Origin of the sequence: Rhizobium sullae (genome assembly GCF_900169785.1) — a bacterium.
Lineage (GTDB): Bacteria > Pseudomonadota > Alphaproteobacteria > Rhizobiales > Rhizobiaceae > Rhizobium > Rhizobium sullae.
Genome location: NZ_FWER01000014.1, coordinates 19,777 through 36,416 on the forward strand (window position 1 = coordinate 19,777; position 16,640 = coordinate 36,416).

General features: G+C 60.3%; 11 protein-coding genes. 2 read left to right on the forward strand and 9 right to left on the reverse strand.

From position 1 onward, the window contains the following. Window positions 1-4: 4 nt before the first annotated feature. Window positions 5-2,458: a hypothetical protein gene (locus tag BN1800_RS14255; RefSeq protein WP_244564500.1), complete on the reverse strand. Its 2,454-nt coding sequence runs from the start codon at window positions 2,456-2,458 to the stop codon at window positions 5-7. Between the two features lie 243 nt (window positions 2,459-2,701). Here BN1800_RS14255 and BN1800_RS14260 point away from each other — a divergent pair, with 243 nt between their 5' ends. Then, entirely contained in the window at window positions 2,702-3,991 is a 1,290-nt protein-coding gene (locus tag BN1800_RS14260; protein WP_100770382.1) for an ABC transporter substrate-binding protein, read from the forward strand. A gap of 1,285 nt (window positions 3,992-5,276) precedes the next feature. On the opposite strand, the gene BN1800_RS14265 is transcribed toward BN1800_RS14260, so the two are convergent. Genes BN1800_RS14265 through BN1800_RS14285 form a run of 5 tightly spaced genes read right to left on the reverse strand, consistent with a single transcriptional unit; the run spans window position 5,277 to window position 9,955 of the window. Then, window positions 5,277-6,173 carry a phosphorylase family protein gene (locus BN1800_RS14265; protein ID WP_086998514.1) on the reverse strand — a complete coding sequence of 299 codons (897 nt, stop codon included), beginning with the start codon at window positions 6,171-6,173 and terminating at the stop codon, window positions 5,277-5,279. 10 nt (window positions 6,174-6,183) lie between these two features. Continuing rightward, window positions 6,184-6,984: an ABC transporter permease gene (locus tag BN1800_RS14270; protein ID WP_086998517.1), complete on the reverse strand. Its 801-nt coding sequence runs from the start codon at window positions 6,982-6,984 to the stop codon at window positions 6,184-6,186. Then, window positions 6,977-7,846 carry an ABC transporter permease gene (locus tag BN1800_RS14275; protein WP_086998520.1) on the reverse strand — a complete coding sequence of 290 codons (870 nt, stop codon included), beginning with the start codon at window positions 7,844-7,846 and terminating at the stop codon, window positions 6,977-6,979. Before BN1800_RS14275 ends, BN1800_RS14270 begins: the two co-directional genes overlap by 8 nt. Then, a complete protein-coding gene (locus tag BN1800_RS14280; protein ID WP_086998523.1) occupies window positions 7,843-8,892 on the reverse strand; it encodes an ABC transporter ATP-binding protein in 1,050 nt (349 codons plus the stop codon). Before BN1800_RS14280 ends, BN1800_RS14275 begins: the two co-directional genes overlap by 4 nt. 22 nt (window positions 8,893-8,914) lie before the next feature. Then, window positions 8,915-9,955, reverse strand: coding sequence for an ABC transporter substrate-binding protein (locus tag BN1800_RS14285; RefSeq protein ID WP_086998526.1), 1,041 nt, complete (start codon window positions 9,953-9,955; stop codon window positions 8,915-8,917). A 198-nt stretch (window positions 9,956-10,153) separates the two neighbouring features. Here BN1800_RS14285 and BN1800_RS14290 point away from each other — a divergent pair, with 198 nt between their 5' ends. Then, complete coding sequence (locus BN1800_RS14290; protein ID WP_086998529.1) at window positions 10,154-11,173, forward strand: LacI family DNA-binding transcriptional regulator; 1,020 nt, start codon at window positions 10,154-10,156, stop codon at window positions 11,171-11,173. A 100-nt stretch (window positions 11,174-11,273) separates the two neighbouring features. On the opposite strand, the gene BN1800_RS14295 is transcribed toward BN1800_RS14290, so the two are convergent. From BN1800_RS14295 to BN1800_RS14305, 3 genes are all read right to left on the reverse strand, one after another. Beyond that, window positions 11,274-12,419 carry an FAD-dependent monooxygenase gene (locus BN1800_RS14295; protein WP_086998533.1) on the reverse strand — a complete coding sequence of 382 codons (1,146 nt, stop codon included), beginning with the start codon at window positions 12,417-12,419 and terminating at the stop codon, window positions 11,274-11,276. Window positions 12,420-12,532: 113 nt separating this feature from the next. Beyond that, complete coding sequence (locus BN1800_RS14300) at window positions 12,533-15,943, reverse strand: molybdopterin cofactor-binding domain-containing protein (protein ID WP_086998537.1); 3,411 nt, start codon at window positions 15,941-15,943, stop codon at window positions 12,533-12,535. After that, on the reverse strand, window positions 15,936-16,424 hold the full coding sequence (locus BN1800_RS14305) for a (2Fe-2S)-binding protein (protein ID WP_086998539.1): 489 nt from the start codon (window positions 16,422-16,424) through the stop codon (window positions 15,936-15,938). The genes BN1800_RS14300 and BN1800_RS14305 overlap by 8 nt, the downstream gene beginning before the upstream one ends. Window positions 16,425-16,640 lie beyond the last annotated feature (216 nt).

A 16,640-nucleotide genomic window follows, 5' to 3' on the forward strand; every position in this document is an offset into this window, starting at 1 on the left:
ATTTTCAAGAGTAGAACGGCCTGTCAGCGCCAACGTCAGATGCGGCACTGTCGTAGGTGAGGATCGGGTGCGGTTGATCGTGAGTGAACGGTCGGGCCTGCCCATCGATCGAAAGTCCATCGGCGTAAGACAGGCTGATGGCCGGACCACCGCTTGGCGTCAGCACAAGACGCCGAACCTTCCGATCAAACGAGACCTTTGTTTGGCGGATGCGCTCGACGAATGTCATGAACCCGTCGCCATCACCGCATCCGACAATTGCTGCCCAGCCGCAGATCGACCCGTAGGAGCGCACTTCCCGGCCGGCCGTCGGGCCATGCGTGACCAGTTCCAGACCGTTTGATGCGTAGATCGCAGAAAATCCGTTGCCCGAGCGCGCGATGAGCCAATTGTCATCGATGATGACATCGTCCAGACCGTCGCGGCCGATATAGGCGTGCGTCCATGTATGTCGTGCGTCGCGGGTATCCTCAATCAGAAGCGCGACGTCACGATGCTGGGCGACGCGTGGCAGAATGCCGTTACCCGCCCAGTAGGACGGTCTTTGATTACCCCACGGATCGTCCTCGCCGGGATGGTTGATCCAGAGCCTTGCCATGGGATGGCCGGCCAGACGCACATCGATGACATGCTGCTGGTGCCCCTTCCGCCCGGTCTTGTGATCAACGACGGTCGAAAGCTGAGCCGCTTCGTTCTTGAAGAGCACGAGTTTGCCGCTCTCCAGGCCCTGACTGTAACGGGCCTCCACGCTCCTGCCCGGTGCCAGGTTTGCAATCTCAGTGAGATCGGCAGGCGGTTGATAGCTGCCGGCACAGAACAGCGGTAGCGATGCCACCCCACTGTTCAGCCAACCGATCCCGAAAGCGACTTGGGCAAAGGGTGCGAGCTCGGTCAGAGGCCCGGCGCGCAGTTCCTTGTCATAGGCGCGGCCTTGCGATCCGGCCGGAACACCCGAAAGCGTATGCAGAGCGATCATCCGGAAAATGAGATCGAGCAGCGCACGGGCGCGCCTTGCAATAGACGCCTCGGCCCAGCGTTCCAGCGCCAACAGGCCGATGAAATCGACCGGATAATATGCCGCCGAATTCCACTCCGCGAGGCCGTGCGCCTCCACGCTGTCGAACCAGCGTCCCAGGCGCTCGGCGGCAAGCTCTGCCTGCTGTTTTCCTGTCCTGCCGGAAGCTGAAAAGGTCTCCTCTGGCAAGAGGAGTCCTGCCAGCAACTGGCTCGTGTGGAAGCAGAGCACATGGTTCTCGCTCCAGAACCACATGGCATCGTTGCCCGGCTCATCGACCCAATAACGGTAAGAAAGAATGGAATACCGGATTCGCTCGACCACGCCGGCCGGCATCCGCTCGGCACAGGCGCCGAGCAGCCACAATAGCGGCACCATGATAAAATCCGAGCAATCCTCACGCGAATCGATGGAGGTGAGAGTCGCCTCGATGATGCGGTCAAAGCTCTCCTGGTCATAATCGCCGGTTTCCATCATCGCAATGATGCGGGCCACGCGATCGGCGCCGAAGCGGGCACTGTATTCGAGTGCCTGCCGCTTGCGATCCACGAGTGTCGCTTCGGATGGCGGTGGAGAAATGCTGCTCAGAAAGCCGGCATCGATGACACGTTTGACCGAGCCCGGCCCGCTGCCGATCGTCAGATGCACGCCGTGATAACCATCTGCGATGCCGAGCACATCCCCGGCCGTCAGGCGGCTTTGATGGGCACGCAGCGTCAAATGGGATTGCGCAAGAACAGGCCTCTCGTGGCCATGACCGACGATCTTAAGCTCGATCGGCAAGTCGCGCTCAGGCGCCGTATCGAATATCAGCTCCAATGGCTGGTTGACGAACACGTCTCGTGAAGGGCGCACGCCGCGCGAAAGGCCCTCCAGTTCCCGTACTTCGTCCTGATCCAGTGCCACAGGCAGCAGCACGCAGAGCGGCTCCTTATCCAGCACTTCAAGTTCGACGAACCAGGTCGTGTCGCGTTCGGCAAGGTCCTCGGTATGAACGAGAATCTGGTTGTCGCCGGCCTCCAGCGACAGCGTGATGTCCGTTGAACTCTCGACGTTGCGCCTGAACGGCTCGAAGCGCACCGTCTCCTCTCCGTTGACCCATATGCGAACCCCGCCGCAGGTCTTGAGCCTGAGATGCAGCACGCGGGGCAATGCTGTCCGGAAGGTACCCTTCAGCCATCGCCGCAGATGGGTGGGCACGTGCCAGAAACCGGTGAATTCCACGCGGCGATTAGAGCCCGGGAGGTAAAGGCTCGCAGTCGACCACGAAACGTCGGGCACAAGCTCTCGCCCGACCATTGTTGACCAGAAGGCCTTTCGGCAGGGAAGATCCCCGACATCTACAAAACCATTGATAAAGCGATAGTTGACGCGATCTTCCGCCGGCGCAGCGACACCGGGAAAACGGCTGGTGATGAGGTCGGAAACCGCCCATGCCGTCATGGTTTGGCCCTGCCCGATATTATATGCAGGCGCCTCAGGCCCCGGCCGTTCGTTCACAGATCGCCTCCTCCGCAATCGAATGAAAACTTTTTCATTCGACAGTTTTATGCGACCTCTTTCTGAGAATTGCTCAAAAACCTCGCAATTGCCGCAGAAAATAGCTTGACGGGAGGAATGTCAAGTATATGAAATTTGTCTATCGACGATTTATATCGCGATTGATGAAAATATTTTCATGGGAGGATGAAAATGAAAAACGCTCTTTCGGCTGCATTAGCGCTCGCACTGACAGCCGGTTCCTTCGCGTGGTCGAGCACGGCCATGGCGGAAACCAAGACGATTACCTTCCTGTTCACCGACGACGACCAGGCTTACGTCGAAAGAATGGAAGCGCTCAGCAAGGAATTCGAGGCCGCGCATCCAGACGTCAAGGTCAACTTCGTGTCGTCCGGCTACGATGCCGTTGCCAAGCAGCTACCGGTGCAGCTGGCAGTCGGCGAGGGGCCTGATGTCGCCAAGATCGCCGATTGGCAGCTCGCGCCATATTACCTCGACATGCGACCCTACATGAAAGATCCCGAAGGCTTCGCCAAGCTGCACGGCGACAGCCTCAACGTTCTTCGTTTCCCTGGCGTCAACGATGCGCAGTCGATCAACGGCTACCTCGCGTCCCAGACATTCAATCTGCCGTTTGTCAACAAGACACTTTTCGAACAGGCTGGCGAACCACTTCCTAAGCCTGGTGCCACATTGAAGGAAATCGTCGAAGCGTCCGCGCGCGTTGCGAAGGCCACAGGGGCCCAGGTTCCCTTCACGATGGATCGATCGGGCCATCGTTTTTCGGGCGCGGCATTCTCGTATGGTGCCACCTACGTCAAGGACGGCAAGTTCTCGTTTCCGGACGACGCCGCCAAGCGCTACATTTCGGATCTTTACAGCTGGACACAGGACGGGTCTTTTCCGAAGGAAATGTGGGGCGCAGCCGGCGGATCCCAGTACAAGAACATGGGCGACGAATTCGTCAACGGTAACGTCGTGACGTATCTTGCCGGCAACTGGATGGTGAACCCGTTCCAGCAGAAGATCGGCGATGCATTCGACTGGACTGCAATCAGCGCGCCATGCGGCGATGCCGGCTGCTACGCCATGCCGGGCGGTACAGCGATCGTCGGCTTCAAACGCACCAAATACCCTGAGACCGTTGCCTCGTTCATCGAGTTTCTCGGCTCCGAGAAGGTCCAGCGCGAGATCGCCGAGAACTACGTCATTCTGACGGGCGCCGACATCAAGGACCCGCAGTACAAGCTCGGCAGCCAGAATGCCAAGGACGCGATGGCCGTCTTCCTGGCGAGCCGTAAGAGCGTGCCGCAGGCAGCCCGCGACATGGAACGTCTGAAAGGATCCTCAGCCATCTACCAGCTGATTGTCCAGCGCATGAGCCAGCTGATCGTCGGCGAACTCTCGCTTGACGAAACCTTTGCGGCAATGAGCGCCGATGTCGACAAGACCAACCAGGCAATCGCTGCCAAATAGCCGATCATGCTGATCTTCTGCAGTATGCGAATTCATCCACGGCCTCGACCGAAGGCCGTGGATAATAACACAAGCCGCTCGGTGTAGGGCTGCGCGAATAGCTAACGCGACTTCGGGTTAAACGAGACTTTCAAAAACCTGTATTGAATTCATGGTCTTAAATTCTAGAGGATCAGCTTCGTGCTTTTAGACAACACTCGACATTTCAGTCGGCTTGTGGCGCGACGGTCAGGTTTCCAAAAGTTCGACCGCCTGAGTACGAAGCGATGGCCAGAGTCCTCGCTGGCGAAACGCGCTTTTCAAGGTGTCCTAAGCAAGTCGATATTGGAAGGTTCCGCTAGCCGGCGGGTATCAACTATCCGCCGAGCAATCAAAGCAGACTGGACTTCAGGGGAATGAGTTTCGCATGGCGCGCATTCACGTAAGCAGCGAGTACATCAGAACGCCGACAGAACCCCAGAAGACAACCATCACAAGTGCCATCGCAAAAACGAAGATCTTCGCCATAGCAAAAACTCCATAAGCTTTGCGCAGACAAAAACTACTGCAGCTGCCGGCAGATGGTATCGGCACAAAGTCTGGAAACGGGTCGGACTTTGGTCCGATACTCATTTCTTAACACCTGCCCAACTGGGCCTGGCTGTGTTTTGGCGTGGCATTTGACCACACCACCATGCGACAGCCACAACACGAAAGGAAAGGGCCGGGCGACACCTGCACCGGCCCTTCCTGATCAAACGACGGCGGCTGCCAGTCCATCCGTGGTCAGCCGCCAGTGCGTTGATGAAATCATGATAGCGTCTTTGATGTGAATCGCTATTACCCGACAGTAATACATTTGGCGGGCGGACCGGCAGACCCGTGGAGTAGTCCACGTCCAGGTTGAGGCTGCCATCTAATCCGCCGCATCGGTGAATTCCGGCGCGATCCGCTCCCCAGACCGTCGCGCGCCGGTGCACATGAGTTGAATACCCATAGTTTAATTTGCGTCCGCGCATCGTCAGGATCCAGACGTTGCATTGGGACCTATAATACTTGTTCCAGTGACATTCCAAGGAGTTGCTACGATTTCTGCGTCGCAATGGCGTCTCTGACGATACGGCGGCGGACCTGCTTCAACAGGCTGACGCTGTTGACGGCGCTCGGTGTGAGAAACGAGATCGGTCGCGCTAGTCAACTGGTCCTCGCGGGCTGCCCTTCGAACACGTCGATTGAGTTCGAGAAAGCCCCAAAGGAGCTGCTGCCGGAAGGAAGCGTCAGAGCACAGGTCACTTTGCGCCACCGTTCAGAAGCGAATGTAACGCTCTTCCGGCTGGGGCGATTTCAGCGCTTGGCAGCCGCAGGACGTGCCTGAAGGCAGTCGTGCTGCCGTTTCCAGGGCGACGCGCGAGGCGAGCGTGGACAGGCTGGGAAGCACGCCATCCTGGAGCAACGTGCCGCGGCTTCTATCCATGTAATCGTTAAATCCGGCGGTTACGAATGCGCACGGCACGAAGCATGCGCCGATTTCGCGCGATAGCGTCGCTTCGGGCGCAATCGAATGGTTAATCACATCTGCGCCCATGGAGCGAAATGCCAGCGCCTCCGCGGGGGTTGTCAGGCGCGGACCGTAGACGTGCGCCGCAACCAACCCCTGTTCGATCCCATGGACTCGGCAAGACGAGGGCCAGACGCTTCGCGCCGTGTCTGCCAGGACGGCAGCGCAATGAGGGCAGACGATTTGTTTGCCGGAACAATCGAAACGCTGCCGGCCAGGAAGAAGTGAGTATAGGGTCTGTGTCAACTCGATGATGTCGGCATTGATCACCATATCACCCGGCTGAATAGCCTTATTGATCGCGCCGAGCGTCGAGCACGCCAGTACGTGACGCACACCAGATTCCATGAGGACCCAGAAGGCGCGCCGATGGCAGGAATGGTCTATATGATCCCGAGGATTGCCATGGGAATACATGCAGAGCGCACGCTTGGTCTGGCGATCCTGCACGATGCTTGCGTCGAATTCCAGGAGCTTCCAGTTATCTGACACACCGTAAGGGGTATCGAACGACAGGTCGCGGGCAACCACGCGAACGCCTGGCATCGCGACGTCCTCGGGAAAAGCGAGGCCCCAATTGGCTGAACCGGTGATGATCGCCAGATCGGTATTCGGAATGACAGGGGTGATTGCAGGATGGGTCATGAATTATCTTTCACGGCCTCTGACCGCGTTCGCGTAAGTTGAAAAACAGAACTACACCGGAGATCAGGAGAGTCCAGAGGGTGGAAATGGCGGCAATGGTGGGGTCGATCTGGTCCCGCAGGGAAATGAACATGAGCTTCGGCAATGTGCTGCTTGGCCCATTGGCCACGAAGATCGAGATGACCGCCTCATCAAGGGATGTCAGGAACGCCATCAGTGCGGCGGTCGACAAGCTGAGCCCCAGCTGTGGCAGGATGATGCCCCCCATGGTGCGGAACCAGCCCGCACCAAGGCTGCGGGCGGCCTGGGCCTGAGCCCAGTCGAACCGATTGATGGCGGGGTAAAGCACGATCACCGCCACCGGGATTGCCAAGACCACATGTCCCACAAGCACTCCGGTAAGGGTGCCCACGAGCCCGAGCTTTGCAAGGACAAAGAAGAGGCCGATTGCCAGAAGGATGCCGGGTGTTACCGACGGAGACAGGAGCAACCCGTAGACTGTCGCGGCGCTACGCCCGCCCAGCCTGTTGATGGCAAAACATGCAAGAAAGCTGATCGGCACCGCAATCACGGCCGTCATTACTCCCAGGAGCAGGCTGGTCCTCAGAGCAGTCATCCAACTGGGCGACGAGAAGAAAACCTCGTACCAGCGAAGAGACCAGGCCCTCGGTGGAAACTCCAGGAGATCCGAGGCCGAAAAGGACAGCGGCACCACGATCAAGGTGGGGAGCATGAGAAAGACGAGGATCAGTGCGGAGAAGATCCAAAGGAGCGCTTTAGTCAGCTTGCTGTCGTGATAGGCGTCAAGCATCACGTGCCCCCTTCGTTAGAAGCCAGCGGAGGCCGAAGAGCATGCCGCCGGTTATCAGGACCAGAACCAGGAGCAGGACGCCAAGCGCACTGGCCGAACCCCAGTCCTGGAATGTCGAGAGAGTGCGATCGATGCGGATGGAGATCGGGCTCACCTTGCCACCTCCAAGAATGGCAGGCGTGATGAAGAAACCAAGCGTGTAGATGAATACGATGGTTGAGCCTGACAGGATCCCGCCGGCCGATAGCGGCAGGATGACGGTCTGCACGCAGTGCCAGAGGCTCGCACCCATACTGGCGGCAGCGCGGATCACGTTGTTGTCTATGTCGCGCATTGCGGCATAGACCGGCAGGACGAAGAGCGGCAGCATGTAGTGAACCATACCGATCAGCGTGCCGGTGAAATTGTAGACAAGCGGCAAAGGGGTGTCAGTGAGACCGAGGCTCTGCAAGGTGGAATTGACGAGGCCGTCACGACGCAGGAGCACCAGCCATCCGTAGGTGCGAACCAGGATGGAAGTCCAAAGCGGCAGCATGATCAGGATCAGCACCCTGTTTGCGATGCGGGTGCTCGTGCTGGCCAGTGTCAATGCCAAAGGAATGCCGAGGACCATGCAGATGGACAATGTCGCACCAGACAAGGCGAGGGTGGTGCCAAGCCCCGACCAGGTGAGACCACTCGAGAGGATCTTTTCATAATTGGCGGTTGATAAGGCACCCCCCATGGTCAGGAACGACTGGCGCAGGATCCATATGACCGGCAGCATGGCAGCAAGGCCGACAAGCACCAAAGCGGGTGCGGCAAGGGACACAAAGAAACGGCGTTCGCGCCGGACGTCCTGCAAAACAGCCGCAGCGGTCATCTCCTAGCTTCCTCGGGCAGTGTGTGCACGCTCGAAGCGGCCGCATAGGCGGTTATCGCCTGACCGGTTCTCAGCTCGGCGCAACAGGCAGCGCGTGTTGCCGGCACGCTCAACATGACCTGGGCGCCGGCCTCGATTTCTACATTGAGAAGCCAGTTTTCGCCGCGGAAAGCCTTGGCGCACAGACTGCCTGTGATGGCGATCGCGTCAGGTTCCGCATCGGCAGCATCAAGATGGAAGCTTTCTGCCCGGATCATCGCAAATCCCTGGCGGTCTTGAGTTGATCCGTTGATCTGCGTCAGACTTCCGACGGGAAGAATGTTGGCTTCGCCCATAAATTCCGCGACGAAGCGGTTGGTCGGATGATGATAGATTTCGGAAGGTTTGCCGATCTGTTGGATCTCGCCAGCATCCATGACTGCAATCCGGTCGGACATCGTCAGCGCCTCCCGCTGATCATGCGTCACATAAATCGTGGTGACACGCAGATCATCGTGCAGGCGTCGAATTTCGAACTGCATGTGTTCACGCAGGTTCTTGTCCAATGCCGAGAGAGGTTCATCCATCAGCATGACACGCGGCTCGAATACGATGGCCCGCGCCAGCGCGACGCGCTGCCGCTGGCCGCCCGAGAGCGCGGCGATGTTGCGCTCGCCGTATCCGACCAGCTTGACCCTCGCCAATGCGCCTAGCGCCCGCTCGCGAGCCTCGGCCTTTGGCACACGGCGCAGCATCAGCGGATACTGGACGTTGGCAAGCACGCTCATGTGCGGAAAGAGGGCATAGTTCTGGAAGACGATACCGATCTCCCTTTTTTCCGGGGACAGCCGGGTGACATCCCGGCCGCCGATGATCAGAGAGCCGCTATCGGGACGGACAAACCCCGCAAGAGCCATCAAGAGCGTGGTCTTGCCCGATCCTGAAGGGCCGAGCAGGGTCAGGAATTCGCCAGCGGCAACGTCCAGCGAAACATCGTTCAGCGCCACGTAGGAACCGAAGACTTTCCTTACAGTGCCGATGGCGATGGGAAGCGAGGTTATGGCCATCTTGATAGCTGCTCCCTGTCGGTCAACGGTTCATCATCTCGTCGAAGGCGACTTGAGCAGCTTCACCATTCTTCACCCACCAGTCGGCCTTGGAAAAAACGGAGGTTTCGACATTGCCGGGGGCGGTGGCGAGGAGCTGCATGCGTTCTGCCGGGATCAATCCACCCTCATAGGCCTTCGGGTTGACCGGTCCATAGGAGATGAAATCCGTCATCTTCGCGCCTCTTTCCGGCTTAGTCATCGCGGCAATCAGCTTCATGGCGGCATCCTTGTTTGCTGTGCCTTTCGGGACGGCAAGGCAGTCCGTACCGATGACGGAGCCCTTGAAGCTGTAGTCGGCCGCACCGCCGTCTGCTTTCACACTTTGGGCGCGGCCATTCCACGTGACGACGAGGTCGGCCTCGCCATCCTTCAGGATCTGGGCTGATTGCGCACCCGACGTCCACCAGACCGCAACATTTGGCTTTAGTTCTTCGAGACGGGCGATGGCGCGCTCCAGTCCCCCCGATGCGCTCAAGATGTCATAAACTTCACCTGGTGCCACCCCTTGCGAGAGAAGTGCGATCTCAATCAGATCCTGGGCATTGGCGCGCAGCGCGCGGGTTCCGGGAAATGCCTTGACGTCCCAAAACTCGGCCCAGGTCTTGGGCGCACTGCTGACAGTCTTTGCGTTCCACGCCATGACAGTGCCGTAGGAACTGAAGGGATAGCAATACTCTGATTGCGCGCCTGCTGGCAGTGATTTGCCGTCGATGACGGAATAATCCAGCGCCTCCAGGAGGCCTTGAGCGGCAGCCTGTGCACCTTCCGGCGACCCGAGATGGATAACGTCGGTCGTGACTGCACCGGACGTGACTTGCATCTTGAGCGCTGCAAAGCCGTCGCTCTGGGTTTCTTCACGCACGTCGAGGCCAAGCTCAGTGGCCGCAGGCCCCCACATGGCCTGTTTCATGGCGGCACCATACTCGCCGCCGGCAGTCGTGATGGTCAGTGTCTGGGCAGCCAGCGGGCCGGCGGCGGTCATGGCGATAGCAGCCACGGATAGGCGCAGCATACGAAGCATTCGTATATCTCCTTTGTTCACCTCTGAATGACGATTTTTTGGGTCTAGCGCCCGATTTTTTGAAATCGTAACGTTACGATTGCGGAATGTTGGTGCATTCGTCAAGCGGAATCTTGTTCCTCAACCTCTCCACTTCCAATCCGTTGGCGGAACGGGCAGTGTATCGAAGAACCGAACCACGGAAGATTGACAGACGCGATGACAGTGAATTCGAGACCCAATCTGAGGCAGATCGCTACGGAGCTTGGCCTTTCGGTGACAACAGTTTCCAGGGCATTGAAGGACGGACCGGAGGTCCGTCCTGACACCATCAAGCGTGTAAAGGCCGTCGCCAATGCGGCGGGCTATATCCCGAACTTCCATGGCAGGGCCTTGCGCACAGGTCTCACGCGGGCGTTGACAGCCATACTGCCGATGGAAACACGCGACTATCTGTCGGATATCGCGAAACTGCCACTGATCGAAGGGCTCACGCTTGCCGCACGGGAACATGGGTATAGCCTTTCGATTTACTCCACGACGCCTGAGGAAGATCCGCAGGAGAACCTCAGTCGGCTGATCGAAACCGGCGGCGCCGATGGAATCGTGATTACCCGAATGGTCTCGGAAGATCCGCGAATACCGTTCCTCCTGGACCGCAGCATTCCGTTCATTGCGTTCGGCCGCAGCGGCAGCGTGCTCGACTACGCTTTCGTCGACGTCGACAACGAAGGCATAGCTTTCCAGGCCGCCAACATCCTACTCGAACGAGGGTGCCGGCGCATTGCGCTTCAACTGTTGACTCCCGAGGACCAATACAGCACCGCGCGTATGGCCGGTTATGCCCAGGCGATGGCGGGAGCAGGGCTTTCGATCGATCGTCAACTGATCGGCCACGAGGATTTCACCATGGAAGCGAGTGAGCGCTGGATCGCGCGTCTGCTGGATCTCGCGGAGCCGCCGACGGGCCTGGTCTGCGCCAACGAACTCGGCCTTCTCGGAGCGCTGAGCGCCGTCCGTCGAAGAGGCCTGACCGTTGGCCGCGATTTCCACATCGTCGTTCGTGATAACACGCATATGTGTCGCTACCTGTCCGCCCCTCTCATTGCCCATGCAGTCGACATGGTCACCGTCGGGCGCAGCCTCGTCGAGGGGCTGGTGCGCCAGATCGAGCAGCCGGACGCCCCCCGCATGCAGTTGGTCGTGGATGGAGAAGTCGAGTTCATCGCAAACGCGTGACGCACGTGCTTATCGCTCCGCGACGTGGATTGTACAAACGGGCCAGGCTTTCCCCGGCGGCCTGCTCGGTGCCTTGCTTTGGACCGCGAACGGCCGCTGCTCAGCCGAGGGCGGCGGTCAGCGGGTCGTAGGCATAGACCCAGGCGGGATCTTCCGGCTGCTTCAGCCAAGTGTTGGCGTTGGATATGGTCTGCACCCTGGTGGCCCGTTCACGCCGTGTGGCCTCATAAAGCGAGAAGGCGTCACTGTAGTCGGCCATGCCGCTCTCTTCGAGGCAACGTGTGAGGATCGCTGCGTCCTCGATGGCCATACAAGCGCCCTGCGCCATATGCGGACGCATGGGGTGGCACGCGTCGCCCAACATGACGAGACGGCCACGGCTCCAAAGGTTTAAGGGATCGCGGTTCCAGAAGGGCCATTTTGTCACGGTTTCGGTAGCATCGACCAGTGCCTGCACCATCGGATGGGAGCCTCCGAATATTGCTTCCATCTCCTCTCGGGAACTGTCGACGAAACTTGTATCATGCTCCCAGCTGTCCACCGGCACGCCCGTAACATAGTAGTATTCGCTGCCGTCGCCCTTGGTGGCATAGGCCATGATGTGGCGGGAGGCTTCCCACCACCACTTGACGCAGGTCTCGAACGCGAGGCCGGAACCACGCAGCTTGTTCATGTTGACGAGGGCGCGATGGCCGACCCAGCCGGAGAAGCGGGGCTTTTCCGGCCCGAGCAGCATGTCGCGGATCATGGAATTGATGCCGTCGGCGCCGACGACAAGACCGGCAGCAACGCGCCGTCCGTTCTCGAATGTGAGCAGCACGTCGGTCTCGCGCTCCTCGATGTTGGTCAGGCGGTGGCCGAAATGGACCCGGTCCTGCGGCAGCGCGTCTATCTGCACGGCATGCATGTCGCCACGATGGATGGTGATGTAGGAGGCGCCGTATTCCCTGCGGCCATAATCGCCGAGGGGAATGCGGGAAAGATAGTCGCCGGTCATGCCGTCACGGGAGAACCAGAAATCCGGATGGGAGCCAATCTGCTCCAGCTTCTTCTCAATGCCGATGCGGCGGAAGATTTTCATCACGTTCGGGCCAATGTGAATGCCGGCGCCCAAACGCGCGAAGGCCGGGGCCTGTTCGAAGCTGTGCACGGAAAAACCGGCGCCGGCGAGCAGGGCCGCTGCCGCAGCGCCGCCAAGGCCCGCACCAATAACGGCGATTTCGATCCTATCAATGTCCACACTCATGGGTTGTCCTCTTCTATCAGGCGTATTGTTTCAATGCGGATACATACCGGCCTTGCCGTGGCTGGAATGGACGATCGTCTGGTCGAGGCACAGCGCGGGGCCGGGCTCCGGCACTACCAGGGTGGCAGATCGGGAGCGAAGCGCTGCCGCAGATAACCGGCGAGGGCCTGCCGTTCGGTGTCTGTGAATTCGCCGTGGAAGGACGGCATGTCGCGCAGGTCGAGCCCCTCCGGCGCCTTCAGGCCCTCGTCCAGAACGGAGAAGAGGGCATCGGGCACCGGCGCGCGCAGTGCGGCAGACCGGCTGATCGGCGCAAGAGCTGCCGTGACTGTTCCGGCAAGCGCGGGCTCATGGCACACGGCGCAGGCGCTTTCGTAGATCCGGCTCGCCCGTGAGGGTGCAAGTTTGGGCTCTGGAACGGACACAGCGGCTGCGGGAGCCTCGGGGTCCGTCAATGAGGCCAGATACGTGGCCATGGCGCGGATGTCGACATCGGGCAGGGCGGTAAGGCTGGCGGCGACCTCGGCCATCGGGCCGGATGCCGTTGCTGCTTCAGAATGGCCGTGCCGCAGATAGGAAAAGAACGTGTCTTCGTTCCAGCCGCGCGCGGCGGCCTGCGCCCCGGCAAGGGCCGGGGCATACCAGCCCTTGATCATGGTACCGGTCAACTCGGGCATTTCTGCGCCAGCGGTATTGCGCGGGGCATGGCAGGCGGAACAGTGGCCTGCCGCCTCGACCAGATATTTGCCGCGGTTCCATGTCTTGCTGCGGATCGCGTCAGGCGTGAAGGGCCTGGCGTCATGATAGAGCCAGTTCCAGGCGGTGAGGGCCGGGCGCAGGTTGGTCGGCGCGACCATCTGTGACTGCAGCCCTTCCTGGCGCACGGGCGTCAGCGTCTGCATGTAGGCGTAAAGCGAGAGCATGTCCTCGCTGCTGATCCGGGCAAAGGAGGTGTAGGGGAAGGCCGGGTAAAGGTTATGGCCATCGCGGCTGATGCCATGACGCATCGCACGCTCGAACGCCTCGAAACTCCAGCGGCCAAGACCCGTTTCCGGGTCGGGGGTAATATTGGTCGAATAGACCGTGCCGAAGGGGGTGGCCATTGGGCGCCCGCCCGCATTGGGCAGCCCACGGTCGGCGGTGTGACATGTGGCGCAGTTACCGAGGGCAAACACCTGCCGACCACGTTCGAGTGTCGCCTCGGAGAACGTGCCGGGCGCAGGCGTGGTAGAAGGAGCAACGGGCCGATTGAGCGGCAAGGCGACGGTACCCATCACGAGCATGCCGCCAATGACGGTGCCGAGCCCGAGCAGTTTTTTGCGCAGCACGCTCCGGCTCATGAGAGGGCGAGCCTCCGCGACGGAAAGGGCAGGCCCGGTCCCTGAAGCGGCCAGCGCGGCGCGCATCTTCTCCGGTGTAAATGGTACTTCGCGCATGCGCACGCCCGTTGCGTCGAAAATAGCATTGGCGATGGCCGCCGCACTTGGCACCGCCGCGCTTTCGCCGACCCCGAGCGGAGGATGCTCCGGCCGCGCGATCAGCATGGTCTCGATCTCGGGCACGGCCGGAAAAGTCTGGATCGGATAGGCCGCCCAGCTTTGCGGTGTGGGAGAGATTTCGTTGAAGGTGACTTCCTCAAGCAGCACCCGGCTTGCCGTCTGGATGGCATTGCCATGGATCTGCTGGCGCACGCCGTTCGGATTGATGACGAGGCCCTGATCCTGGCCGATGAAGATGCGGGTGAGCGCGACCTCACCGGTTTCCGTGTCCACCGCGACATCCACCACCCAGGCGGCGGAGGCCGCCGCCGTGCCGGGGAAGGTGCCATGCACATAGGTGGCGAAGGCAAAGCCCTGGCCGAAGGCCATGCGGCCTTCGCGGCGCAAGCGCGGGCCGGTGCGCTCTGCCCATCCGGCCTGTTCGGCCGTGCGACGGACAAGGTCGGCCTCCTGCGGATCGTCGAGATGACGCAGCCGGAAGGCAACCGGATCCTCGCCCGCCTCGTAGGCCATTTCATCCACGAAGCTCTCATGGGCAAAGGTGTTGGGCAGGGCGGAGACACCGCGCATCCATGCAGCCCGCACGATTGGCGCCATATCATGCACGGTGATGCGCTTGTTGGGTACACGATAAGGCGGGATAATGGTGCGGTCGCCCATCTCTGAGGGGCGTGTCTCCGGGCTGATACGGCCCGTCAGCAGCAGGGACAGGTTCGGTCCCCGGTTGGACGGATACCAGGTGTCGATAGCATAGGCGTGCAGCGCGCCGGCCTTTAGGCCGCCGTTGACTTCCATGAGCTGCGCCGCCCCTTTGGGCTCCCAAAGGTGCTCCTGCGCGCGGGTGAGCTGGACCCTGACTGGCCGCCCGGTAGCTCGCGACAGAAGCAGTGCGTCGCCGCACACATCATCGGCGCAATTGCGCCCGTAGCAGCCGGCGGCCTGATAACGGCGAATTTCGATCCGCTCGGGCGGCACCCCCACAAGGACAGCCAGATCACCGCGAAGCATGTGCGGGTTTTGCGTGCCAGACCATACGAGCGGCGCACCGCCGTTCCAGTCGGAGACGGCGCAGGAGGGGCCGATGGAGCCGTGTTCGTGATAAGGCCAGACGTAGGTGCGCTGGCGGGCTACGTCGCATTCCGCAACAGCCCGGCCAAAATCGCCGGAACGATCGAGGCTGCGCGGGGTGGAGGGATGATCCTTTAGCGTCTGGCGCAGGTTGGCCATGTCAGGGATTTCAGGAGGCAGGTGCCAATGCGCCGGCAAAGCCTCCGCGATTAGCTGGGCCTGATCGGCCCGTTCTGCCACCACGCCAAGGAAATCGCCGTGGCGAACGACCGCGATGAAACCGGGAAGGCACCGCACGGCGGCCTCGTCGTAACGGATGAGGCTGTGCCCGACGAAGGCTCCGCTGTCGCGTCCGGCATAGGGCGGCCGGATGACGTGGCCATGCACCATACCCGCAATGGCCACATCATGAATGTAGGGATGTGTGCCACGCAGCTTGTCCGAAAGGTCGCGGCGGCCGGTCCTGTGGCCGACGATGCGGTAGTCCGTCGGAGGCTTGACTGGAGTTGTTCGGTCGAGCCTGAGCGAAATCTCCTGTCCGGCAATCAGGTCATCATAACAACAGGACTTGTCTTGCCAGCTGAGGCGACCTTGCTCGATCACGATGCCATCTACCGGAGCATTGAAGCGGCGGGCGGCCTCCGCCACCAGGAAGAGGCGGGCCTGCGCGGCGGCAAGGCGCAGCGGAATGGCAGCGACCTGGATCGTTTCGGACGCGATGGTCGGGCCCTGGTCCGGGGTTGAAGCCGTATCGCCAAGCACCATACGCACCGCGCTCAACGGCACGTCCAGTTCCTCCGCGACAATCTGGGACAGTGCAGTCTCGATACCGGTACCAAGGTCCACGTGGCCGTTGTAACCAGTGGCACCATGCTCGCCCATTCTCAAAAAGACGACCGGACCGGAAGGCAATTCGTCATAGATCGACAGGCTGCCGGGTCGAAGGCTTTCAGTCATGCTGGGCTCCACGCATCAACTCGGCGGCGCGTTCGACAGAAGCGATGATCTCCACATGCGCCCCGCAACGACAGAGGTTGTGACGCAAAGCCAAACGAATATCTTTCCGCGTCGGCGACGGGTTGTTTCGCAGGAGGGCGCTCGCGGTCATCACCATTCCGTTCAGGCAGTATCCGCATTGCGCCCCCTCACATTCGAGAAAGGCATTCTGGACGACGCAAAGAGCTCCCGTCGAGCGATCGGCAAGGCCTTCGAGCGTGGTAATGTCGTGTCCTGCGGCACGTTTTGCCCGCAGCACGCAGGCCCGTGCCGGCGCACCGTCGATGATCACCGTGCACGCGCCGCATTGCCCCTTGCCGCAGCCGTATTTTGCCCCCTTGAGGCCGAGCTCATCTCTCAGAACATCGAGAAGTGTACGATCCCCGGGATGCTGAAGCAGGCGTGCTGTCCCGTTTACGGTCAGTTCGAACGTATTCGTCATGGTTCCCTCGGGCTTTCTTTTTGACCCTTGTCAGGAACACAGCACAAAACTTGTTTGTATGCAAATGAGTTTATCCGATGTTGGGTGATTTTTTGCATAATTGGCAGGCAATAAATATCTTTGTAGGATTTTTAAGCAGTTTTGTCCGTCGCTTATCTGTCGCGCGCCAGGCGCCGTTTTAGCGCAGAGTCGCGTGCGGATCGGGATTCCGCCTTG